The organism is Pseudomonas sp., assembly GCF_041601375.1.
Classification (GTDB): Bacteria; Pseudomonadota; Gammaproteobacteria; order Pseudomonadales; family Pseudomonadaceae; genus Aquipseudomonas.
Genome location: NZ_JBFIIG010000039.1, coordinates 1 through 21,948 on the forward strand (window position 1 = coordinate 1; position 21,948 = coordinate 21,948).

General features: G+C 63.7%; 19 protein-coding genes and 1 riboswitch. Of the genes, 8 read left to right on the forward strand and 11 right to left on the reverse strand.

The window, feature by feature from the left end:
• Together ABZE94_RS07860 and ABZE94_RS07865 are read left to right on the forward strand one after the other, a co-directional pair.
• A partial coding sequence (locus ABZE94_RS07860) for a DUF3482 domain-containing protein (protein WP_372874978.1) occupies positions 1-1,291 on the forward strand: 1,291 nt, incomplete at its 5' end.
• Positions 1,292-1,816: 525 nt separating this feature from the next.
• Positions 1,817-2,740, forward strand: a complete 924-nt coding sequence (locus ABZE94_RS07865) for an Abi family protein (RefSeq protein WP_372874979.1) — start codon at positions 1,817-1,819, stop codon at positions 2,738-2,740.
• 75 nt (positions 2,741-2,815) lie between these two features.
• On the opposite strand, the gene ABZE94_RS07870 is transcribed toward ABZE94_RS07865, so the two are convergent.
• Together ABZE94_RS07870 and ABZE94_RS07875 are read right to left on the reverse strand one after the other, a co-directional pair.
• Positions 2,816-3,808, reverse strand: coding sequence for a hypothetical protein (locus tag ABZE94_RS07870; RefSeq protein WP_372874980.1), 993 nt, complete (start codon positions 3,806-3,808; stop codon positions 2,816-2,818).
• 305 nt (positions 3,809-4,113) lie between these two features.
• Positions 4,114-5,022 (reverse strand): LysR family transcriptional regulator, encoded by a 909-nt coding sequence (locus ABZE94_RS07875; protein WP_372874981.1) that lies wholly within the window; start codon positions 5,020-5,022, stop codon positions 4,114-4,116.
• A gap of 130 nt (positions 5,023-5,152) precedes the next feature.
• Between ABZE94_RS07875 and ABZE94_RS07880 the strand changes: the two genes are divergently transcribed.
• Complete coding sequence (locus ABZE94_RS07880) at positions 5,153-5,941, forward strand: SDR family NAD(P)-dependent oxidoreductase (RefSeq protein WP_372874982.1); 789 nt, start codon at positions 5,153-5,155, stop codon at positions 5,939-5,941.
• A gap of 335 nt (positions 5,942-6,276) precedes the next feature.
• Here the strand turns inward: ABZE94_RS07880 and ABZE94_RS07885 are convergent, their stop codons facing one another.
• From ABZE94_RS07885 to ABZE94_RS07900, 4 genes are all read right to left on the reverse strand, one after another.
• Positions 6,277-7,344 carry a transporter substrate-binding domain-containing protein gene (locus tag ABZE94_RS07885; protein WP_372874983.1) on the reverse strand — a complete coding sequence of 356 codons (1,068 nt, stop codon included), beginning with the start codon at positions 7,342-7,344 and terminating at the stop codon, positions 6,277-6,279.
• A gap of 81 nt (positions 7,345-7,425) precedes the next feature.
• The gene (locus tag ABZE94_RS07890; RefSeq protein ID WP_372874984.1) at positions 7,426-8,220 is read right to left on the reverse strand and encodes a thymidylate synthase; all 795 of its coding nucleotides are present in this window, start codon (positions 8,218-8,220) and stop codon (positions 7,426-7,428) included.
• On the reverse strand, positions 8,217-9,020 hold the full coding sequence (gene lgt / locus ABZE94_RS07895; protein ID WP_372874985.1) for a prolipoprotein diacylglyceryl transferase: 804 nt from the start codon (positions 9,018-9,020) through the stop codon (positions 8,217-8,219). The genes ABZE94_RS07890 and lgt overlap by 4 nt, the downstream gene beginning before the upstream one ends.
• Before the next feature lie 9 nt (positions 9,021-9,029).
• Positions 9,030-9,812: a sulfite exporter TauE/SafE family protein gene (locus ABZE94_RS07900; RefSeq protein ID WP_372874986.1), complete on the reverse strand. Its 783-nt coding sequence runs from the start codon at positions 9,810-9,812 to the stop codon at positions 9,030-9,032.
• 138 nt (positions 9,813-9,950) lie between these two features.
• Here ABZE94_RS07900 and ABZE94_RS07905 point away from each other — a divergent pair, with 138 nt between their 5' ends.
• A complete protein-coding gene (locus ABZE94_RS07905; protein ID WP_372874987.1) occupies positions 9,951-10,697 on the forward strand; it encodes an NRDE family protein in 747 nt (248 codons plus the stop codon).
• Positions 10,698-10,938: 241 nt separating this feature from the next.
• Here the strand turns inward: ABZE94_RS07905 and ptsP are convergent, their stop codons facing one another.
• Entirely contained in the window at positions 10,939-13,218 is a 2,280-nt protein-coding gene (gene ptsP / locus ABZE94_RS07910) for a phosphoenolpyruvate--protein phosphotransferase (RefSeq protein WP_372874988.1), read from the reverse strand.
• A 19-nt stretch (positions 13,219-13,237) separates the two neighbouring features.
• A complete protein-coding gene (locus ABZE94_RS07915; protein WP_372874989.1) occupies positions 13,238-13,717 on the reverse strand; it encodes an RNA pyrophosphohydrolase in 480 nt (159 codons plus the stop codon).
• Positions 13,718-13,855: 138 nt separating this feature from the next.
• Between ABZE94_RS07915 and ABZE94_RS07920 the strand changes: the two genes are divergently transcribed.
• The gene (locus ABZE94_RS07920; RefSeq protein ID WP_372874990.1) at positions 13,856-14,509 is read left to right on the forward strand and encodes an HAD family hydrolase; all 654 of its coding nucleotides are present in this window, start codon (positions 13,856-13,858) and stop codon (positions 14,507-14,509) included.
• Between the two features lie 271 nt (positions 14,510-14,780).
• Here ABZE94_RS07920 and ABZE94_RS07925 read toward each other — a convergent pair whose 3' ends face one another.
• The 3 genes from ABZE94_RS07925 to ABZE94_RS07935 form a co-directional block, all read right to left on the reverse strand.
• Entirely contained in the window at positions 14,781-15,221 is a 441-nt protein-coding gene (locus ABZE94_RS07925; protein ID WP_372874991.1) for a DUF2269 family protein, read from the reverse strand.
• A 116-nt stretch (positions 15,222-15,337) separates the two neighbouring features.
• Positions 15,338-16,852 carry a threonine ammonia-lyase, biosynthetic gene (gene ilvA, locus ABZE94_RS07930; RefSeq protein WP_372874992.1) on the reverse strand — a complete coding sequence of 505 codons (1,515 nt, stop codon included), beginning with the start codon at positions 16,850-16,852 and terminating at the stop codon, positions 15,338-15,340.
• Between the two features lie 159 nt (positions 16,853-17,011).
• Entirely contained in the window at positions 17,012-17,632 is a 621-nt protein-coding gene (locus tag ABZE94_RS07935) for a TetR/AcrR family transcriptional regulator (protein WP_372874993.1), read from the reverse strand.
• A 139-nt stretch (positions 17,633-17,771) separates the two neighbouring features.
• Positions 17,772-17,865: riboswitch (S-adenosyl-L-homocysteine riboswitch) on the forward strand.
• 24 nt (positions 17,866-17,889) lie between these two features.
• Between ABZE94_RS07935 and ahcY the strand changes: the two genes are divergently transcribed.
• The 3 genes from ahcY to ppnN all read left to right on the forward strand — a co-directional run bounded on the left by ahcY (position 17,890) and on the right by ppnN (position 21,902).
• Positions 17,890-19,299 (forward strand): adenosylhomocysteinase, encoded by a 1,410-nt coding sequence (gene ahcY, locus ABZE94_RS07940; RefSeq protein ID WP_372874994.1) that lies wholly within the window; start codon positions 17,890-17,892, stop codon positions 19,297-19,299.
• Between the two features lie 182 nt (positions 19,300-19,481).
• Positions 19,482-20,327 carry a methylenetetrahydrofolate reductase [NAD(P)H] gene (gene metF / locus ABZE94_RS07945; protein ID WP_372874995.1) on the forward strand — a complete coding sequence of 282 codons (846 nt, stop codon included), beginning with the start codon at positions 19,482-19,484 and terminating at the stop codon, positions 20,325-20,327.
• 201 nt (positions 20,328-20,528) lie between these two features.
• A complete protein-coding gene (gene ppnN, locus ABZE94_RS07950) occupies positions 20,529-21,902 on the forward strand; it encodes a nucleotide 5'-monophosphate nucleosidase PpnN (RefSeq protein WP_372874996.1) in 1,374 nt (457 codons plus the stop codon).
• The last annotated feature ends 46 nt before the right edge of the window (positions 21,903-21,948 follow it).

Below are 21,948 nucleotides of genomic sequence, written 5' to 3' on the forward strand. Positions count from 1 at the left end.
CGGCTTCGGCGAGGTCTCGCATCGCCCCAGCACCACCCGCCATGTCGAGGGCGCGCGCCTGTCGGTGGACGGCCAGGCGCTGCTCGAGCTGTACGACACCCCCGGCCTGGAAGACGCCATCGCCCTGCTCGACTACCTGGAGCGCCAGGAGCGCCCCGGCGAACGCCTGGACGGCCCGGCACGCCTGGCGCGCTTTCTCGATGGCAGCGAGGCGCGCCAGCGTTTCGAGCAGGAGGCCAAGGTGCTGCGCCAGTTGCTCGCCTCCGACGCCGGCCTCTACGTGATCGACGCCCGCGAGCCGGTGCTGGCCAAGTACCGCGACGAACTGGCGATCCTCACCATGTGCGGCCGCCCCTTGCTGCCGGTGCTGAACTTCGTCGCCGGCCGCCAGCACCGCGAAGACGACTGGTACCAGGCCCTGGCCCGTCTCGGCCTGCATGCGCGGGTCGCCTTCGACAGCGTGGCGCCGCCGCTGGATGGCGAACGCCGGCTGTACGAGAGCCTGGCCCTGCTGCAGGAAAAGGCCCGGCCACAACTGCAACGGCTGATCGACGACCATGAAGCGCAGCGCCAGGCCCGCCGCCACAGCGGCACCCGGCTGATCGCCGAGTTGCTGCTCGACTGCGCCGCCTGCCGACGCAGCGTGGCGGCCCAGCCAACTCTGGAGCAAGGCGCGATCCGCGAACTGCGCGAAACCATCCGCCAGCGCGAACAGCGCTGCGTCGAGGCCTTGCTGCGCCTGTATGCCTTCCGCCAGGACGACGCCAAGGCCGAAGCCGTGCCCTTGCTCGACGGCCGCTGGGGCGACGACCTGTTCAACCCGGAAACCCTCAAGCAGCTCGGGGTCAAGCTCGGCGGCGGCATGGCCGCTGGCGCCGCCACCGGCGTCGGCATCGACCTGCTGGTGGGCGGCATCACCCTCGGCGCCGCAGCCGCCCTGGGCGCCCTGATCGGCGGCGGCGCGCAGACCCTGCGCGGCTACGGCGCCCGCCTGAAAGGCAAACTCAAGGGCCAGCGCGAGCTGAGCGTGGACGACGCCGTGCTGCGCCTGCTCGCCCTGCGCCAGCAACTGTTGCTGCAAGCCCTGGAAGCCCGCGGCCACGCGGCGGTGCAGGCCATCCAGTTGCCCGCACCGCAGGAGGCGCTATGGCGCGAAGGCAAACTGCCCGACGCCCTGCACAAGGCCCGCGCCCACCCCGAATGGTCGTCCCTCAACCCCGGCGCGCGCCTGCAACAACTGGAGCGCCAGGCGCAGGTCGAGGTGCTGAGCGCGACGCTGACAGCATCGTAGTCGGATAGAGACCGGGGTAATCCCCCCTGAAATGAGTGCCGCAGCACGTCCAGTGGGCGGAGAGATGGATATAGCGCGACTACGGATGACTTCACCATCATCGATGGCAGCGAGTCAGAGGTGGTTGATGACGGCCGCAGGCAGGCAGATTCAGACCCTCAGCCGCCAGTCGCGACAGGCAACAACCGGCCAGATGCAGTCACTCGAAAATGATCACGCTTGCGCAGGGACAATTCACCCTTTGCCCGAACAAGGCAACTTCGGCCTAAGGAAGCTGGCCACTTCATGCCAGATGTCCTCATTCGGCCTCCGTGGCTGGCTGTCGACGCTGGCAGCGGGCAAATTTGACAAACCAGGCTATGTAAACGAAGATCTGCAGTAATCGCGCCCAATCCTCTGGTGCTGGCAAGTCCGGCTCTATGGTTGGGCCTTCTCGTTTCTGGGACATGGAAGTTGCGACAACTCGCTCCACCGAAGCCATTCCGATCCTACAGCAACCTGGCCAAACTCTTGGCCAGCCGCGGGATGGAAGTTGCAGACCCCCTGCGGGCTGAGCGCAAGCTTGCGCAGGTGGGCTACTACCGGCTGAGTGGATTCTGGTTTCCGGCACGAGAGTTTGTGCGGGATCTGCACGGCCAGGTCACCCTCTGCAACGTCACCCAAAAGCCTCTTCGCCAAGACGCCTTCACGGCGGGCGCGTCCTTCGATTCGGCCTTCAGCCTGTATCTCTTCGACAAAAAGCTTCGCCAGTTGATGCTCGATGCCATCGAGCGCATCGAGATTCATGTGCGCTCGATAGTTGCTCATGAGGTTGGGTACCACGATCCGTTGGCTTACCTGGCCCCTCGCTTCATCAACCCCAAGCAAACCGCCAACTGGCAGGATCGGAGCGGGAGACAGCGCAACACTTGGAGTGAGTGGCAGACTCGGCAAGCCGCGCAAATCAACCGCAGCCGGGAAGACTGCATCGAATGGCACCGGCAGAACCACAAAGCCATGCCCTTCTGGGTCGTCGTCGAAGCCTGGGACTTCGGGGTTCTCTCCAAGTACTTTGAGATCCTGAAGGGAAGTCATCAGAACCGCATTGCAGCTCGACTGGGTATCAGCAATGCCAAGGTGCTGAAGGACTGGTTGCAGGAGATCAACACGCTGCGCAACCGCAGCGCTCACCATACGCGCATATGGAACCAGGTCGCATCTAACCCGGTACCCGTGCTGCCCACGGAGGCATACTTCCAAGGCTTGGCGCTGGATCAGAACGCACTCAGCCGTCTCTACGGGCTGATCTCTGTGATCTGGTTCCTGCTACGCCAGATCGGGCCAGGTTCACAGTGGCTGCACCAGGTGGCGGACGTAATCGACACGAAGCCCGATTTGCCTGGCTGCCCGTTCGCATCGCTTGGCCTGCCGTCCGAGAATGGGTTCCCACGGCAGTTTTTTGGTATCTGAGCCGCTGCTCGCCCCGGCCTGTCTGCTGGTGAAAGCAAAGACCAACCTGGGCGTAGCGATGAGGCACCGGTGGAATCAGGAGGCTATGCGAATGCCGCCCGCCGAGTACTTCTGCTTAAGCGCCAGGTCGATGTCGGCAACGTACTTCTCGGGAGCCGTGCTGCAGGGCTCATCAATCAGTTGGTGCACAGCCTTTACCGTTTCAGCCCGGACCTTGTGATTGCTGACGACCTGGATTGCCAGCTGCAGGTTCGCCGGCTTACGGAAATCATTCAGCAACTCGACCTGGCCCTGCATCTCGCGCTCAATGGTCTGCAGGGTCGCCACCTGCTTGAGAGCGGCCTCCGCCAACTCCAACTCCACTTGGCTCAATCGCGCTTTGGTGGGAATCGCCTCCAGCTGCCGGCGTAGGTGCAATAGGGTTTCCTGATACAACTGCTGATCCAGTTGCAGCCACAGACCCAGGCCTTTGAGCTTGCCAAAGGAATGCGGATACCAGCTCCGTTCCTCGTACGGCTTCCCCTTTTCGTCTTGCCCCTTCTTGACGAGCAGGTACTCCCAGGAAACCTCCAGGGCATTCCGCTTCCAACGATCGAGCAGGACGCCACCCACTTCGGCGGGCAGGGTTGAGAGTATTAGGCTGACTTTCCTCTGCAGATCCCTGAACTTGATGCTCGCGGCCCGGACCCGGCCGATGAGGCTCTCCCGCTGTTTGAGCATTGTTTCGACCTTATGCCGGCGGATGTTCTGCCGCTCGGTGGCGCTCAGCTTGTTGAACCCCCCCCTGACCTGCTCGTCATCCAGGCCCAGGTGGTTCAGGGCGCAGCAATTCCCGATCAGCACCTTCGAGTCGTCGTGCCGCTCGACGACGAAGCCGTGCTGATGCATCTGGGAACAGCGCTTCCCGTTCTTCTGGTACTGACAGCTGGCCTCGGGCTGAATCAGCCGGTAGGGCCGCAGCGGGTTTCGGTACTGGTCCTTCGTCAGGGTGCTGTCCGAGGCGATCTCGTAAAGGGACAACAACTCGGCGAGCGTTCTGATTTCCACAATGCCATTCGAGGGGGTCATCAAGTCCTCCTGGTGGGTCAGCTGTGCGCAGAGCTGTATATTAACCCAGTAATTGCACAGTGGAATCATCGTGCAGAGTATATAAGTCGGCCTTGTCTTCCGCGAAGCGCCCTCAGGGCCGCTGTAAGTCCTCTCCGCTCCATATCTCCATCGAGGCGATCAGGTAACGGATTAATCACCCCCGGCTATCCAAACGAGTCCGACCGTCCGGGAGGAGTGCAACCAAGCTGATTCCGTAGGCAGCAGTCGGCCAGAACTGTATGGTCGCGACAGGCAAGAAACGGCCATTAGCGGCCTTTCGCTTCTTAGCTTAGAGAGCCCAGCAACGGCCCGATGCGCTCAACCAAGAAGTCGATAAAGACCCTCACTCGTTGCGGCATGTAGCGTTGATTATTGAAGATTGCGTGGATCTCCTCAGTGTCCCCTGCATTGAAATCAGCGAGCAGTTCGACGAGCCGGCCCGCCTTCAAATCCTCTGCGACATGGAATAATCCTAGCCGGCTAATCCCCAGCCCATTGATCGTCATCTGGCGCATGGTTTCGCCGTTGTTGGTCAGCATATCGCCGCGCACCTCCAGGTACTGGGTTTGCTGGTTCAGCTTGAACGGCCACTCGTCACGGGATCGGCGGAAGTTGAAATTGAAACAACGATGATTCTCTAGGTCACCCGGTGTCCTCGGTTCACCATGACGAGCCAAATAAGCCGGAGAGGCCACCACTGCACGGCGGCTGCTCCCCAATGTGCGCGCACGAAAACTGGCGTCGTCCAAGGGCCCCATGCGTATCGCTACGTCGATGCGTTCACGCTTCAGATCTACCAAGGCGTCAGTCAGCGAGAGATCGAGTGTGATGTCGGGATACAGAAGGTTGAAGTCACTGATAATCGGCAGGAGCTGGTGCGTGCCGAAAGGCACCGAGGTATTGATTCGCAAGAGGCCACTTGGAGCCGCAGATGAGCCGACGGCGTCGTGCTCTGCCTCCTCGATGTCATTGAGTATGCGGACGCAACTGTCGTAGAAGCGGGCACCTTCACCGGTAATCGTCATCTGACGTGTGGAGCGCTCAAAGAGAAGCACACCTAATCGCTCTTCGAGCCGGGTGATCAGCTTGCTTACCGCTGAAGGGGTTAAGTTCAGCAGCTTCCCTGCCGCCGAAAAACTGCCGGTTTCGACGACCTTGCTGAAGACCAACATCTCTCCGCTACGGCTATCCATGAGCACATTCCATATGTGAATTTTATTCCGCAATCATATTCCATTGCATTCTCTAATCAATACATTCGAAGTTCTCCATACTTCTCTCCAGCGGAATGATCCGCCCACAATTTCAACGTTGGAGAATGGTATGAACCTTGGTTTAGAAGGCAAAACTGCACTGGTAAGCGCCTCCACCGCAGGCATCGGCTTGGCAATTGCCACGCAGCTCCTAGAAGATGGGGCTCGCGTCATCATCAACGGACGTAGCGAAGCCGGCGTGGCGCAGCGCGTCAGCGAGTTGAACAAGCGTTATGGCGAAGGGCGTGCCCTGCCGCTGGTGGCGGATGTCAGTCAGGCTGGCGGTGAGGCGGTCGCTGCCGCTGCATATCCGCAGATCGATATCCTGATCAACAACATGGGCACCTACGAGCTGAGCGACTTCTTCAGCACGGCTGATGAAGACTGGCAGCGCATGTTCGAGACTAACGTTTGGAGCGGGGTGCGGTTGGCCCGTACCTACATGAAGGGCATGCTGGAGCGCGGCCATGGCCGGGTGATTTTCATTTCCAGCGAAGTCGCACTGACTCCGATGGCTGCGATGGCCCATTACAGCGCGAGTAAAGCTACGCAGCTGTCGATCTCCCGCAGCCTTGCCGAGCTGACCAAGGGCACGTCGGTGACCGTCAACGCCGTGCTGCCTGGGCCAACCGAGACAGAGAGCCTCAAGGGCTTCATCGAGTCAGTGAATCCGGGACTGCCTTATGCCGAGGCAGAGAAGAAGTTCATGGCGGAGAATCGTCCCTCTTCACTGATCTACCGCCTGGCCAAACCCGCTGAAGTCGCAAACGTTGTGGCTTTCCTGTCCAGCGAACGTGCTGCCGTGATCAATGGTGCGGCGATTCGTGCAGAAGGCGGCACAGTGCAGACTATTGCCTAATCCGCTTCGTGAATACGAAGTTTAATCGGCCTTGTTGCACGCGGACTCGAAAGCTATGCCTGGCGTTGGACATTGCAGCGTATTAAGAAGCACCGAACGTTAGCGTCCAGCCTTCGCAGTCAACTCAGGCTAGATAACATCTGTGTGCTTCGGGGCGATTTCGACCGGCAGCTGTTGGCCGACTGCTGCCCGTCGTGATAGGACAGCCAGACAGACTGAATAAGACACAGGTGGAAAACGCTCCGCGGTTTTTCCACCCTACGTAAATTTGCAGGCTGTGTAGGGTGGATGGCTGTAGCGGGCTGTCCGGAAAGGGTCGCACTTTTCACACCCGCTCAAGGCCTGCCCAGGTACAGCTCCAGCACCTTGTCCCAGTCGTCGCCGCCGGTCACGCGCAGCAATTCCAGGTTGATCCGTTCGCGGTAGGGGCTGCCGTCGGCCAGGGCGAAGGCGTAGGACTGCTCCTCGAAGGTGCCAGGCAGCAGGCGCAGGCCGCCGCCACCCAGCTCGCCGTTGCGGTACTGCATGATCGGCAGGTCGTAGACCACCGCGTCGGCCTCGCCCAGCTGCACCGCGCGCATGGCCTCGAGCAGGTTGGGGTAGTCGCTGCGGCGAATCCGCTGGCTGTCCAGGTAACGGGCGCTGACGGTCTTGTCGATGGTGGCCACATGGGCGCGGCGCAGGTCGTCGACGCCCTGGATGCCGCCCTGCAGGTTGCCCACGGTGAGTGCGCTGGTCACTGCCGCGGTGAAGGTCGAGACCATGACCAGCCCGGCGAACATCCACACCAGGGCGATCAGGCGTCCGCCCAGGGTCACCGGCGCCTTGTCGCCGTAGCCGACGGTGGTCATGGTCACCGCCGCCCACCAGAAGCTGGAGCCCAGGCCCTGCGCCGGGGAGCCGCCGAACTGCGGCTGGTTGTGCCGCCGCTCGAACAGCCAGACCAGCCCGCCGACCAGCAGCATCAGGACCGCCAGGCCGAGGATCAGGCTGACGAACTGCCAGGACAGCAGGCCCTTGACCGCGGCCCAGCCGCTACCCTCGCCGCCATGCGGCACGCCGATGGCCAGGCCGGTGCGGTAGAACGGATGGCTGAAGTCGAAACGCGCCTCGCGCTCGGCGGTCATGGTCAGCGCGCCGACCACCGCATCCAGTTGGCCGTCCTCCAGGCTCGGCAGCAGGCGTTCGAACGGCATCGGCAGCAGCTCGTAGCGGTAACCCGCTTGCTCGGCGACGGCCTGCCACAGATCGATGCTGATGCCGCGCCAGCTGCCGTCCGGCTCCTGGATGACGAAGGGCGGCACCTCGTTGATGCCCACCCGTAAGACCGGCGCGTTCGACTCCTGCGCCGCGGCAGGCAAGCCCAGCAGGCACAACAACAGACTGATCAGAATCCTCGGCACTGGCACGCTCCTTCCCTATCGGCAAAACGCCAGGGTAGCAAATAGCGCCGCCGCCCTGGCGAAGCAGCCTGGAACAGACGCTTAGACGGCGACCGGCGCGGCGATGTGCGGATGGGCCTGATAACCGAGCAGCTCGAAGTCCTCGAACTTGAAGGCGAAGATGTCCTTCACCGCCGGATTGAGCTTCATCACCGGCAGCGGCAGCGGCTCGCGGCTCAGTTGCAGGTCGGCCTGCTCGAGGTGGTTGGCGTACAGGTGGCAGTCGCCGCCGGTCCAGATGAATTCGCCCGGTTGCAGGTCGCAGACCTGGGCGACCATCAGGGTCAAGAGCGCGTAGCTGGCGATGTTGAAGGGCACGCCGAGGAAGATGTCGGCCGAGCGCTGGTACAGCTGGCAGCTCAGCTTGCCCTCGGCGACGTAGAACTGGAACAGCGCGTGGCACGGCGGCAGGGCCATCTGTTCGACCAGCGCGGGGTTCCAGGCGGTGACCAGCAGGCGCCGCGAATCCGGGTTGCTCTTGATCATGTCGATCAGCTTGGCGATCTGGTCGATCGACTCGCCGTTCGGCGCCGGCCAGTTGCGCCACTGGTAGCCGTAGACCGGGCCGAGGTCGCCGTTTTCATCGGCCCACTCGTCCCAGATGCGCACGCCGTTGTCCTTCAGGTACTGGATATTGGTGTCGCCCTGAAGGAACCACAGCAGCTCGTGAATGATGGATTTCAGGTGGCACTTCTTGGTGGTGACCAGGGGAAAACCCTCGGCCAGGTCGAAGCGCATCTGGTGGGCAAACAGGCTGTAGGTGCCGGTACCGGTGCGGTCGCTCTTGAAGGTGCCGGTGTCGCGCACCAGGCGCATCAGCTCGAGGTACTGTTTCATCGGGCGGCTCCCTGGACGGCTTGGCGGTGGTAGGCGAACCAGATCAGGCCGAGACCGGCAAGAATCATCGGCAGACTGAGCACCTGGCCCATGGTCAGCCAGTTCCAGGCCAGATAGCCAAGTTGCGGATCCGGCACCCGGACGAACTCGACGACGAAGCGGAACAGCCCGTAACAGGCGGCGAACATGCCCGACACCGCCATGGTCGGCCGCGGTTTGCGCGAGTAGAACCAGAGGATGGCGAACAGCGCCACACCTTCCAGGGCGAACTGGTAGAGCTGCGAGGGATGGCGCGCCAGTTGCTCGGGATCGGTGGGGAAGACCATGGCCCAGGGCAGGTCGGTGGCCTTGCCCCAGAGCTCGGCGTTGATGAAGTTGCCGATGCGCCCGGCACCCAGGCCGATCGGCACCAGCGGCGCGATGAAATCCATCAACTGGAAGAAGCTCTTGCCATTGCGCTTGCCGAACCACCAGGTCGCCAGCATCACGCCGATAAAGCCGCCGTGGAACGACATGCCGCCCTTCCACACCTGCAGGATCAGGCTCGGCTGGTCGATATAGGCCGCCAGGTCGTAGAACAGCACATAGCCCAGGCGACCGCCGAGGATCACCCCCATGGCCACCCAGAACACCAGATCGGAGAGCTTTTCCTGGTTCCAGTTCGGCTCGAAGCGGCTCAAGCGGCGCGAGGCCAGCCACCAGGCGCCACCGATACCGATCAGGTACATCAGGCCGTACCAGTGAATTTTCAGCGGGCCCAGGGCTATCGCCACCGGGTCTATCTGCGGATAAGGCAGCATTTCAATTCCTCAAATCAAAAAACTCAGGCCCACGCTGAACAGCAGCAGGGCGAACAGGCGCTTGAGCAGGCGTGGCGACAGACGATGCGCCAGGCGTGCGCCGAAACGGGCGAAGAACATGCTGGTGAAGGCAATCCCGGCCATCGCCGGCAGATAGACGAAACCCAGGCTCCAGTCCGGCAGCTGGGGGCTGTCCCAGCCCAGCCACATGAAGGTCAGCGCACCGGCCACGGCAATCGGCAGGCCGCAGGCGGCCGAGGTCGCCACCGCCTGCTGGATGGGCACGCTGCGCCACATCAGGAAGGGCACGTTGAGCGAACCACCGCCAATCCCGAAGATCGCCGAGGCCCAGCCGATCACGCCGCCGGCCATGCTCAGGCCCAGCTTGCCTGGGACAACGCTGCTGGCCTTGGGTTGCAATTCCAGGGCCATCTGCAGGGCGATGACGATGGCGAACACGCCGATGATCTTCTGCAGCAGCGGCCCCTGGATCGCGGCGGCGGTCATGGCCCCCAGGGCAGCCCCCAAGAGGATTCCCAGGGTCATCCAGACGAACACCGGCCAGCGCACCGCGCCCTTGCGCTGGTGTTCCAGTACCGAGTTGATCGAGGTGAAGACGATGGTCGCCAGCGAAGTCCCCACCGCCAGGTGGGTCAGCACGTTCGAGTCGAAGCCCTGGGCGGCGAAACTGAACACCAGCACCGGTACGATGATAATCCCGCCACCGACGCCGAACAGCCCGGCCAGCACTCCCGCTGCGGCGCCCAGCACTAAATACAGCAAGAGCTCCATCACCACCCCCGAAAACAAAGCGCAATGGTAATCGTCGCGGGCGCATGCGGGAAGCGCGAAGCCGCATCCACCACTTGCGCAATAGGGCAGCTGCGCTTCAATCTTAGGACTGAAGTTACCTGCCCCGAAAGGATTCCCATGTGCCTGATCGTATTTGCCTGGCGTCCCGGCCATGATCTGCCGCTGGTCATGGCCGCCAACCGCGACGAGTTCTATGCTCGCCCCAGCCTGCCGTTGGCCGAGTGGGAGGATGCGCCGGGGCTGTATGCCGGGCGGGACCTGGAAGCCGGCGGCACCTGGCTGGGTATCGGCCCGCACGCACGCTTCGCCGCGCTGACCAATATCCGCGACCCGCGCCAGCCTCCGCGGGGCCGCTCGCGCGGCGAACTGCCGGTGCAATTCCTGCGGGGTTCGCTCGGTCCCGAGGCGTTCTTGCGCGACCTGACCCAGCGCGCCGGGGAATACTCGGGCTTCAACCTGTTGCTCGGCGACCGCCACGAACTCTGGCTGTTGAATTCGCGCACGGGCATGCCCGAGCGACTGACTGCTGGCCTCTATGGACTGTCCAACGCCGACCTGGACACGCCCTGGCCCAAGGTCGAGAAGGGCAAAGCCCTGCTCGACGAATGCCTGGCAGCACCGCAGATACCGTCCCTGCTGGACCTGCTGCATGACGGGCAACAAGTCGAGGATGCGCGTTTGCCCGACACCGGTGTCGGCCTGAACACCGAGCGCGTGCTCTCGAGCATCTTCATCGCCACCCTCAACTATGGCACCCGCGCCAGCAGCGCACTGATCGTCAAGGCCGACGGCTCCTGGCAACTGGTCGAGCGCAGCTACGGGCCCTACGGCGCGCACCTGGGCGAGGTGAGCATCGAGCGCTAGGCTGCGTCCCTCATGGGCTCAGAGGTTGTGAAAATATCGAGCGCAACGCCGCAGCCGGCGTTTTGGGCGGTCCGTAGGGTGCCACTCGCCGCAGGCAGTGCACCGTGGTTCAGCGGCGCGGCATAAAGCTGGCAGGTTGTCGCTGCGCTAAGAACGGCCGGCGTCCCGGGCCGCCCTACGCTCCGAACGGACTACCGATGTTTGCAGCGGTCGCCGTAGGCGAGAGTTTTTTCACAAGCTCTCACGCCTGGATATTCGACGCAGGGTTGATCATGCGGCCCAGGCCCAGGTTGCGCAGGGCCAGCTGCAGGGTGCTATCGATCACCTGCGGACTGTCGATGGTCATGACCTGGGCCAGCAGTTCCTTGGCCTTGCCCAGGCTGATCTGACGCAGCAGCCACTTGACCTTGGGCAGGTTGGTGGCGTTCATCGACAGGCTGTCGAAGCCCATGGCCATCAGCAGCACGGCCGCCGCCGGGTCGCCGGCCATCTCGCCGCAGATGCTCACCGGCTTGCCTTCGGCATGGGCGCCGTTGACCACCAGCTGCAGCGCCTGCAGAACGGCCGGGTGGAGAAAGTCATAGAGGTCGGCGACCCGCGGATTGTTGCGGTCGACCGCCAGCAGGTACTGGGTCAGGTCGTTGGAGCCCACCGAGAGGAAATCGACCTGACGCGCCAGCTCGCGAACCTGATAGACCGCGGCGGGGATCTCGATCATCACCCCCACCGGCGGCATGGGGATGTCGACGCCCTCGTCGCGCACCTCGCCCCAGGCGCGGTGGATCAGGTGCAGGGACTCCTCCAGCTCCTGAATCCCGGAAATCATCGGCAACAGGATGCGCAGGTTATCCAGGCCTTCGCTGGCCTTGAGCATGGCGCGGGTCTGCACCAGGAAGATTTCCGGGTGGTCGAGGGTGACGCGGATGCCGCGCCAACCGAGGAAGGGGTTTTCTTCCTTGATCGGGAAATAACTCAGTGCCTTGTCGCCGCCGATATCCAGGCTGCGCATGGTCACCGGCAACGGATGGAAGGCGACCAGCTGTTCGCGATAGATGGCCAGCTGTTCCTTCTCGCTGGGGAAGCGCTCCTTGATCATGAAGGGCACTTCGGTGCGGTACAGGCCCACGCCTTCGGCGCCGCGTTCCTGGGCCCGCTTCACATCGGCCAGCAGCCCGGTGTTGACCCACAGCGGCATGTGGTAACCGTCCAGCGTCTCGCACAACAAACCACGCAAGGCATCGAGGCCCTGGGTCAGCTGGCGCTCTTCCTCGACCACCTCGGCATACTGCTTGCGCAGCAGCTCGCTGGGGTTGGTGAACACCTCGCCGTGGTAGCCGTCGACGATCAGCTGGATGCCGTCGATCTTCGAATAGGGCAGGTCGACCACCCCCATCACCGTGGGAATACCCATGGCGCGGGCGAAAATCGCCACATGTGAGTTACCCGAGCCCTGCACCGAAACCAGACCGACCAGCTTGCCTTCTGGCACTTCGCCAAGCATGGCCGGCGACAGTTCCTCGCTGACCAGGATGCAATTATCGGGATACACCAGGGTCTGCTGGCGCGCCTGCTGCAGGTAGGCGAGCAGGCGCCGACCGAGGTCCTTGACGTCGGAAGCACGCTCACGCAGGTAGGCATCGTCCATCAGCTCGAAGCGATTGATATGCTCGCTGATCACCTGGCGCAAGGCGCCCTGGGCCCACTGCCCGGTCTTGATGAGTTTGACCACCTCGTTACCCAGGGCGGCGTCTTCCAGCATCATCAGATAGACGTCGAACAGCGCGCGCTCTTCCGGACGCAGCTGGCTGGCCATCTTCGCCGACAAGGCGCGCATGTCGGTGCGCACACCTTCCAGGGCAGTGCTGAACAGCAGCAGCTCGGCGGCAATGTCCTCGACCTGTTTGTCCGGCACCACTTCCAGGTCGGCCGCAGGCAGTACCACCACGGCCGTGCCCACCGCCGCACCGGGCGACCCCGGCACGCCAACGAACTTGGCCTCCTGGATGCCCTTGCCCTGCCTGCCCAGCCCGCGGATCGAACCGGTCGCCTCGGCGTGCGCGATAACCCCGGCGAGCTGGGCGCTCATGGTCACCAGAAAGGCTTCTTCGCCCTCGTCGAACTGGCGCCGCTCCTTTTGCTGGATCACCAGCACGCCCATCACCTTGCGGTGGTGGATGATCGGCGAGCCGAGGAAGGAGGCATAACGCTCCTCGCCGGTTTCGGCGAAGTAGCGGTAGCGGGGGTGAGCGGCGGCGTCTTCCAGGTTGAGCGGTTCTTCGCGGGTGCCGACCAGGCCGACCAGGCCCTCGTTGGGCGCCATGCTGACCTTGCCGATGGAGCGCTTGTTCAGGCCATCGGTGGCCATCAGCACGAAGCGATTGGTCTCGGGGTCGAGCAGATAGACCGAGCAGACCTGGCTGCCCATGGCCGCCTTGACCCGCTGCACGATGATGCCCAAAGCCGCCTTGAGATCCTTGGCGGCATTAACTTCCTGGACGATCTTGCGCAACGTATTGAGCATGGCTCGGCTCTAGTCCGTATCAGTCCCGCGCCAGCAGGCGCGGAGCGAGTTCCTTGAGGGCGCGGCGATAGACCTCGCGCTTGAATGTGACCACCTGGCCCAACGGGTACCAGTAACTGACCCAGCGCCAGCCATCGAACTCGGGCTTGCCGGTCAGATCCATGCGGACCCGCTGCTCGTCCGACGTCAGACGCAGCAGGAACCACTTCTGTTTCTGGCCGATGCACAGCGGTTGACTGTGGGTGCGGACCAGACGCTGAGGCAGACGATACCTCAACCAACCCCGGGTGCAGGCGAGAATTTTCACATCCTGCTGCTCCAGGCCGACTTCCTCGTTAAGTTCGCGGTACAGCGCTTCTTCCGGCGACTCGAAGTCGTTGATCCCGCCTTGCGGGAACTGCCAGGCGTCCTGGTTTATCCGACGCGCCCAGAGCACCTGGCCGACATCATTGGTCAGAATGATGCCGACATTGGGGCGAAAACCATCAGGATCGATCACGGCGCACAACCTCGTAAACGCATGTTTCGGCATTGTTCCACAAAGCTCGCAACAGCAGCAACGCGCGCACCCGAATGGGCAGGCCCGACAAAAGTCGTTATCCTGACGCCCCTCCTAGGTTTTGATGAAAGGTGCCGCGTGCGTCTGGCTTTATTCGATCTCGACAATACCCTGCTCGGCGGCGACAGCGACCACGCCTGGGGCGATTACCTGTGTGAGCGCGGCATACTCGATGGCGAGGCCTACAAGGCACGCAACGACCAGTTCTACCAGGACTACCTGGCCGGGCGCCTGGACATCCGCGACTACCTGAACTTCAGCCTGGCCATCCTCGGCCGCAGCGAGATGGCGCAACTCGAGCAGTGGCACCGCGAATTCATGCGCGACTGCGTCGAACCGATGATCCTGGCCAAGGGCGAAGCCCTGCTCGAGGAACACCGCGCCGCCGGCGACAAGCTGCTGATCATCACCGCCACCAACCGCTTCGTCACCGCGCCGATTGCCGCGCGCCTGGGCGTCGACACCCTGCTGGCGACCGAATGCGAGACGGCCGGCGGCCGCTACACCGGGCGCACCACCGACGTGCCCTGCTTCAAGGAAGGCAAGGTCACCCGGCTCAATCGCTGGCTGGCGGAAACCGGCTTCAGCCTGGAAGACAGCTGCTTCTACAGCGACTCGATGAACGACCTGGCGCTGCTGGAACAGGTCAGCCACCCGGTGGCCGTCGACCCCGACCCGAAGCTGCGCGCCGAGGCCGAGCAGCGCGGCTGGCCGATCATTTCCCTGCGCTGACCCCCGCGCAAGGCGCTCCGCTCGGCACATAGGGCGATCCGGACGGCGCTCCTCCGCCAGATTTTGCGCCGCGCCGGAGGCCCATGGTGCACTGCCTGCGGCGAGTGTCACCCTACGGATCGCGGACCGCCCCAGGCCCCAGACAGGGAGGATTGCTCGAGATCGTAGGGCGGCCGGGGCGCCGTCCGCTCGGAGCGAAGCGACAGCCCGCCGGATGTCTACGGATCGCGGATTGCTCGAGATCGGGCGGGCTACATGAACGCCTGCCCCGTCAGGCCGGCTTGGCGCCCATCAGGCCCATGATCACCAGCAACAACAGGACGATCAGCCCGGCGTAGGCGGCGGTAAAACCCAGCAGGCGGCTGGAAGCCGGCGTTGCGCCGAGCGCTTGCCAGGCAGCCAGGCGACCGGCGAGCAACAGGCCGAAGAGCATCATCAGCGCGAACAGAATGCTGCCGAGCAGCAGCCAGGTCTGCCCCAGCGGCCAACCGACCCTGTCCACCAGGCCCCAGCCACTGACCGGCAAGCTCAATGCCAGCAGCCCCAGCAGCGGCAGGCTGATCATGCGGGTGCGCCGCAGCTTGCGTTGCAGGATGGCCGCATCGCCGCCGCGCTGGGCCTTCCACAGCATGAAGACATGGACCAGCACGCCGAGCAGCAGGAGGATGGCGGGCAGGCTGTGGGAAATTCGCAGCAGCAGGTATGAATCCATAACGGTTGTGTTCCCTGTCGGGTGACCGACGCAATAGGTCGTTGAGCAGTGGCATGGGCCGGGCGAGGCTGACTGCAACGCCGCACGGCCGCATAGATTGCAGCCCCGGCGCTCGATTAGCCCAGAAAAAGTGTGTAAGCCGGGTTGTCGCTTTCGTCCCAGTACGGGTAGCCGATCGCGGCCAGCGCCGCCGGCACCAGATGGCGATCGGCCTCCGGCACCTGCAGACCGGCGACCACCCGCCCATCGGCGGCGCCGTGGTTGCGGTAATGGAACATCGAGATATTCCAGCGCCCACCGAGCTTCTGCAGGAAGTTGAACAGCGCACCCGGCCGCTCGGGGAACTCGAAGCGGAATACCACCTCGTCGCGCACCCGCGCCGCATGACCGCCGACCATATGGCGGATGTGCAGCTTGGCCAGCTCGTTATCGGTCAGGTCCACCACCGGGAAACCCTGGCCTCGCAGGTTTTCCACCAGGGCGGCGCGCGGGTCGTTTTCCGGGTGGGTCTGCACGCCGACGAAGATGTGCGCTTCGCGGTCGGTGTGATAGCGGTAGTTGAATTCGGTGATCTGACGCTTGCCGATCGCCTCGCAGAAGGCCTTGAAGCTGCCCGGCTGCTCGGGGATGGTCACGGCGATGATCGCCTCGCGCTTCTCGCCCAGTTCGGCGCGCTCGGCGACATGCCGCAGGCGGTCGAAATTGACGTTGGCGCCCGAGTCGATACCGACCAGCACCTGGCCGCTACAGCCCTCGCGCTCGATATACTTCTTGATCCCGGCGACGCTCAACGCGCCGGCCGGCTCGGTGATCGAGCGGGTGTCGTCGTAGATATCCTTGATCGCCGCGCAGATCTCGTCGGTGCTGACGGTGATCACCTCGTCGACGTGCTGGCGGCAGACATCGAAGGTGTACTGGCCGATCTGCGCCACCGCGACGCCGTCGGCGAACAGCCCGACCTGCGGCAACACCACCCGCTCGCCGGCGGCCATGGCGGCCTGCAGGCAGTTGGAATCGTCCGGTTCGACGCCGATCACGCGAATGTCAGGGCGCAGGTATTTGACGTAGGCGGCGATGCCGGCGATCAGGCCGCCGCCGCCGACCGGGACGAAGATCGCGTCCAGCCGGCCCGGCTGCTGGCGGAGGACTTCCATGGCCACCGTGCCCTGGCCGGCGATGGTATGCGGATCGTCATAGGGGTGGATATAGATGTAGCCCTTCTCCTCCACCAGCTTCAGCGAATAGGCCAGCGCCTCGGGGAAGCTGTCGCCGTGCAGCAGCACCTTGCCGCCGCGCGAGCGCACGCCCTGGACCTTGATCTCCGGGGTGGTCTTGGGCATCACGATGATCGCCTTGACCCCCAGCACCTTGGCCGCCAGGGCCAGACCCTGGGCATGGTTGCCGGCGGAGGCGGTGACCACCCCTCGCGCGCGCTCCTCGTCCGAGAGCTGCGCCAGCTTGTTGTAGGCGCCGCGAATCTTGAACGAGTACACCGGCTGCAGGTCTTCGCGCTTGAGCAGAATCTGGTTGCCCAGACGCTCGGACAATTGACTGGCGGCTTGCAGCGGGGTTTCCACCGCAACGTCGTAGACGCGCGAGGTGAGGATCATCTTGACGTACTGTTCGAGCATGGCGTTATCGCAGGCGGCTTTTCGAGGGAGTCCGCGAGTCTACCCCAGGCTCGCGCCGAACGACCATACGAAGCCGGGGTTTTGCCGCCTGACGCCGCACTGATGGTGAAACCGGCGGCGCAGCCGGGCAGTGCTCCGCGTCAATCGCGCGGCCGCTGATCAGGGTGCCAGGCCAATCCCGCGCAGGATCACACTGGTCACCGTCTGCACCGCCCGCTCGAACTGCAGATCGGACAGCGGCTGGTGATCGTTGAGCACCCTGACCTGATGGCTGAAGTCGGCGTAATGCTGGGTCGAGGCCCAGATCATGTAGAGCAGCGCCGAGGGCTCCACCGCCAGGATGCGCTGGTCGTCCACCCACTGGCGAATCTTCGCCTCCTTCATCTTCGCCCAACTGTACAGGCTGTCATCCAGGGTCGCGCCGAGCTTGGGCGCGCCGTGGATGATCTCGTCGGCCCAGACCTTGGAACCATGGGCGCGGGTGCGCGAGTGGTTCATCTTGGCGCGGATGTAGGCGCTGAGCACCACGCGCGGATCGTCGTACATCTCGAAGCACAGCGCATCCTGCTTCCACACCTCGAGCAGGCCGAGCAGCACCGCGCGATAGAGGTCGTCCTTGGTGCTGAAGTAATAGTGCAGGTTGGAGCGCGGCAGCCCGACCAGTTCGGCGATATCGGCCATGGCGGTGCCGCCATAGCCCTTCTCGGCGAAGACCTGCTCGGCGGCCAGAAGGATTTTGTCGACGTTGCGCCGACGAATCTCGCTCTTGTGATTGCCCATGTTAGGTCCATTGCGGCGGAATGGGCCAAGGCTACCACCCAGTTCCGTCGCGGGCGACGGAAAGCCTTGGGCTTGGCGCCCGGCATCGCTATAATCGCCGTGTTTCAAACGACTGGCACGGCCCGGTCGTTCCCGCCACCTGTCCGAGGGGCGCTGCAGCAAACCCTGCTCACCAGGGCTTTGTCAGGCTCGGATGGGGCGTTAACCATACGCATCAACGGCGCCCATTCGACGCAAACGAATGGAGAACTCATTTTATGAGCGCTGTACTGACGCCTGCCGGTTTTACCGACTTCAAAGTCGCCGACATTTCCCTGGCCGCCTGGGGCCGCCGCGAGATCATCATCGCCGAATCGGAAATGCCTGCCCTGATGGGTATGCGCCGCAAGTATGCCGCCGAGCAACCGCTCAAGGGCGCGAAGATCATCGGCTGCATCCACATGACCATCCAGACCGCCGTGCTGATCGAGACCCTGATCGCCCTGGGCGCCGAAGTGCGCTGGTCCTCCTGCAACATCTTCTCCACCCAGGACCAGGCCGCCGCCGCCATCGCCGCCGCCGGCATCCCGGTATTCGCCTGGAAGGGCGAGACCGAAGCCGAATACGAGTGGTGCCTCGAGCAGACCATCCTCAAGGACGGCCAGCCGTGGGACGCCAACATGATCCTCGACGACGGCGGCGACCTGACCGAGATCCTCCATCAGAAATACCCGGCCATGCTCGACCAGGTGCATGGCGTCACCGAAGAAACCACCACCGGTGTGCACCGCCTGCTCGACATGCTCAAGGCCGGCACCCTGAAAGTCCCGGCGATCAACGTCAACGACTCGGTGACCAAGAGCAAGAACGACAACAAGTACGGCTGCCGTCACAGCCTCAACGACGCGATCAAGCGCGGCACCGACCACCTGCTGTCCGGCAAGCAGGCGCTGGTGATCGGCTACGGCGACGTGGGCAAGGGCTCGGCGCAATCGCTGCGCCAGGAAGGCATGATCGTCAAGGTCAGCGAAGTCGATCCGATCTGCGCCATGCAGGCGTGCATGGACGGCTTCGAACTGGTTTCGCCGTTTATCGATGGCATCAACGACGGCACCGCCGCCAGCATAGACGCGGCCCTGCTGGGCAGGATCGACCTGCTCGTCACCACCACCGGCAACGTCAACGTCTGCGATGCCAACATGCTCAAGGCGTTGAAGAAGCGCGCAGTGGTCTGCAACATCGGTCACTTCGACAACGAAATCGACACCGCCTTCATGCGCGAGCACTGGGCCTGGGAAGAGGTCAAGCCGCAGGTGCACAAGATCCATCGCACCGGTCCCGGCAGCTTCGACGCGCACAACGACGACTACCTGATCCTGCTGGCCGAAGGCCGCCTGGTCAACCTGGGCAACGCTACCGGCCACCCGAGTCGGATCATGGACGGCTCCTTCGCCAACCAGGTGCTGGCGCAGATCTTCCTGTTCGGCCAGAAGTTCGCCGACCTGCTGCCCGCGCAGAAGGCCGAACGCCTGACCGTGGAAGTGCTGCCGAAGAAACTCGACGAGGAAGTGGCGCTGGAAATGGTCAAGGGCTTCGGCGGCGTGGTCACCCAGCTGACCACCCAGCAGGCCGACTACATCGGCGTCAACCAGGAAGGCCCGTTCAAGCCGGACAGCTATCGCTACTAAGCAGCGGCAAGCCCGTAGGCTGGGTTAGCTGCGCAGCGGCGTAACCCAGCATCGCTGCCGACAGGTATTTTCACCGTCGGCCCGACTGCCGCTTGGCGGGTTACGCACCGCGCAGAAACCGAAGAGAGCCCTGGCTCAAGCGGCCTGCGACGCTAACCCGCCCTACGAAGGGAACCTTCTCCATGTCTCAAGAACGCCGTTACAGCTTCGAGTTCTTCCCCACCAAGACCGACGCTGGGCACGAAAAACTGATGAATGTGGCGCGCCAACTGGCGACCTACAACCCGGACTTCTTCTCCTGCACCTACGGTGCCGGCGGCTCGACCCGCGATCGCACCCTGAATACCGTGTTGCAGCTGAACAACGAGGTGGGCGTGAGCACGGCGCCGCACCTGTCCTGCGTCGGCGACTCCAAGGCCGAACTGCGCGAGCTGCTGAACCTGTACCGCACTGCCGGCATCGAGCGCATCGTCGCCCTGCGTGGCGACCTGCCGTCCGGCATGGGCATGGCCAGCGGCGAACTGCGCTACGCCAACGAACTGGTCGGCTTCATCCGCGAAGAGACCGGCGATCACTTCCATATCGAAATCGCCGCCTACCCGGAGATGCATCCGCAGGCGCGCAACTTCGAGGACGACATCGCCAACTTCGTGCGCAAGGCCAAGGCCGGCGCCAGCAGCGCGATCACCCAGTACTTCTTCAACGCCGACAGCTACTTCTACTTCGTCGAGCGGATACGCAAGCTGGGCGTGGACATTCCGGTGGTGCCGGGGATCATGCCGATCACCAACTACAGCAAATTGGCGCGTTTCTCCGACGCCTGCGGCGCCGAGATCCCGCGCTGGGTGCGCAAGCAGCTGGAGGCCTATGGCGACGACAGCGACAGCATACGCGCCTACGGCGAGCAGGTGGTCAGCGAGATGTGCGAACGCCTGCTGCAGGGCGGCGCGCCGGGCCTGCACTTCTACAGCATGAACCTGGCAGAACCGAGCCTGGCAATCTGGAACAACCTCAAGCTGCCGCGCTGACACCTGCGCATGAGCCCCTTGCCTGCCGCGGGCGGGGGCGCGTGCCAGGCCGCAGGTCCGCGCCGACGAGGCGCTCGCAGCCTGCCAACGCAACCAGCCCCCACAGCATCGCCAGGCCGGGGTAACCACTGCCGACACCATCATTCGACCGCGCGTTTGCCATGTAGGGCTCGAGCGGCATGACAACCATGGAGCGCCGCAATGGCCACAAGAAAAACCACCAACGCCACCGTAAGTCCCAAGGGCAGCCTGGAAACCCTGTCGCAGCGCGAGGTGCAACAACTGCGCGAAACCGGCTCCGGCAGCATCTACGCCCTGTTCCGCCAGTGCGCCCTGGCGATCCTCAACACCGGCTCGCACAGCGACAACGCCAAGACCATCCTGGAAGCCTACCCGGACTTCGAGATCCTCATCCATCAACAGGATCGCGGCATTCGCCTGGAGTTGATCAACGCGCCGGCCGACGCCTTCGTCGACGGCGAGATGATCGCCAGCACCCGGGAGATGCTGTTCAGCGCCCTGCGCGACATCGTCTACACGCAGAGCGAGCTGGAAAATCAGCGGGTGGATTTCAGCAATTCGAAAGGCATCACCGACTATGTCTTTCACCTGCTGCGCAACGCCCGCACCCTGCGCGCCGGCGTGGAGCCGAAAATGGTGGTGTGCTGGGGCGGCCATTCGATCAGCACCGAAGAATACAAATACACCAAGGTCGTCGGCCATGAACTGGGTCTGCGCGGCCTGGATATCTGCACCGGCTGCGGCCCCGGGGTGATGAAGGGGCCGATGAAGGGCGCGACCATCTCCCACGCCAAGCAGCGCATTGTCGGCGGGCGTTACCTGGGGCTGACCGAGCCGGGCATCATCGCCGCCGAAGCGCCCAACCCGATCGTCAACGAACTGGTGATCCTGCCGGATATCGAGAAGCGCCTGGAGGCCTTCGTCCGCGTCGGACATGGCATCATCATCTTCCCCGGCGGCGCCGGCACCGCCGAAGAGCTCCTGTACTTCCTCGGCATCCTGATGCATCCGGACAACAAGGATCTGCCCTTCCCGCTGATCATGACCGGGCCAAAGAAAGCCACGCCCTACCTCGAGCAGCTGCATGAGTTCATCGGCGCCACCCTCGGCCCGCAAGCACAGCAGCGCTGCAAGATCATCATCAACGACCCGAGCCAGGTGGCCCGAGAGATGGCGCAAGGCATCCAGGAGGTCACCCAGTACCGGCGCGAGCAGAATGATGCCTTCCACTTCAACTGGCTGCTGACGATCGACGAGCACTTCCAGCACCCCTTCGAGCCGACCCACGAGAACATGGCCAGCCTCAAGCTGACCCGCAACCAGCCGGTGCACGAGCTGGCCGCACATTTGCGCCGGGCGTTCTCCGGCATCGTCGCCGGCAACGTCAAAGACAAGGGCATCCGCCGCATCGAACTGCACGGCCCCTACGAGATCACCGGCGACCCGGACATCATGCAGCCGCTGGATCGCCTGCTGCAGGCCTTTGTCGACCAGCATCGGATGAAGCTGCCGGGCAACACGGCCTACGTGCCCTGCTACAAACTGGTGACCTGAGCGGCTGTGAAAAACGCTCGCCTACCGCGAGCGCCTGCCTGAGCCT

What these genes read in the sequence shown, in the direction of transcription:
- ABZE94_RS07865 (WP_372874979.1), top strand. Translation starts at nt 1,817, where the DNA reads ATGGAAGTTGCAGACCCCCTGCGGGCTGAGCGCAAGCTTGCGCAGGTG.
- ABZE94_RS07870 (WP_372874980.1), bottom strand. Translation starts at nt 3,808, where the DNA reads ATGACCCCCTCGAATGGCATTGTGGAAATCAGAACGCTCGCCGAGTTG.
- ABZE94_RS07875 (WP_372874981.1), bottom strand. Translation starts at nt 5,022, where the DNA reads ATGGATAGCCGTAGCGGAGAGATGTTGGTCTTCAGCAAGGTCGTCGAA.
- ABZE94_RS07880 (WP_372874982.1), top strand. Translation starts at nt 5,153, where the DNA reads ATGAACCTTGGTTTAGAAGGCAAAACTGCACTGGTAAGCGCCTCCACC.
- ABZE94_RS07890 (WP_372874984.1), bottom strand. Translation starts at nt 8,220, where the DNA reads ATGAAACAGTACCTCGAGCTGATGCGCCTGGTGCGCGACACCGGCACC.
- lgt (WP_372874985.1), bottom strand. Translation starts at nt 9,020, where the DNA reads ATGCTGCCTTATCCGCAGATAGACCCGGTGGCGATAGCCCTGGGCCCG.
- ABZE94_RS07900 (WP_372874986.1), bottom strand. Translation starts at nt 9,812, where the DNA reads ATGGAGCTCTTGCTGTATTTAGTGCTGGGCGCCGCAGCGGGAGTGCTG.
- ABZE94_RS07905 (WP_372874987.1), top strand. Translation starts at nt 9,951, where the DNA reads ATGTGCCTGATCGTATTTGCCTGGCGTCCCGGCCATGATCTGCCGCTG.
- ptsP (WP_372874988.1), bottom strand. Translation starts at nt 13,218, where the DNA reads ATGCTCAATACGTTGCGCAAGATCGTCCAGGAAGTTAATGCCGCCAAG.
- ABZE94_RS07925 (WP_372874991.1), bottom strand. Translation starts at nt 15,221, where the DNA reads ATGGATTCATACCTGCTGCTGCGAATTTCCCACAGCCTGCCCGCCATC.
- ilvA (WP_372874992.1), bottom strand. Translation starts at nt 16,852, where the DNA reads ATGCTCGAACAGTACGTCAAGATGATCCTCACCTCGCGCGTCTACGAC.
- ABZE94_RS07935 (WP_372874993.1), bottom strand. Translation starts at nt 17,632, where the DNA reads ATGGGCAATCACAAGAGCGAGATTCGTCGGCGCAACGTCGACAAAATC.
- ahcY (WP_372874994.1), top strand. Translation starts at nt 17,890, where the DNA reads ATGAGCGCTGTACTGACGCCTGCCGGTTTTACCGACTTCAAAGTCGCC.
- metF (WP_372874995.1), top strand. Translation starts at nt 19,482, where the DNA reads ATGTCTCAAGAACGCCGTTACAGCTTCGAGTTCTTCCCCACCAAGACC.
- ppnN (WP_372874996.1), top strand. Translation starts at nt 20,529, where the DNA reads ATGGCCACAAGAAAAACCACCAACGCCACCGTAAGTCCCAAGGGCAGC.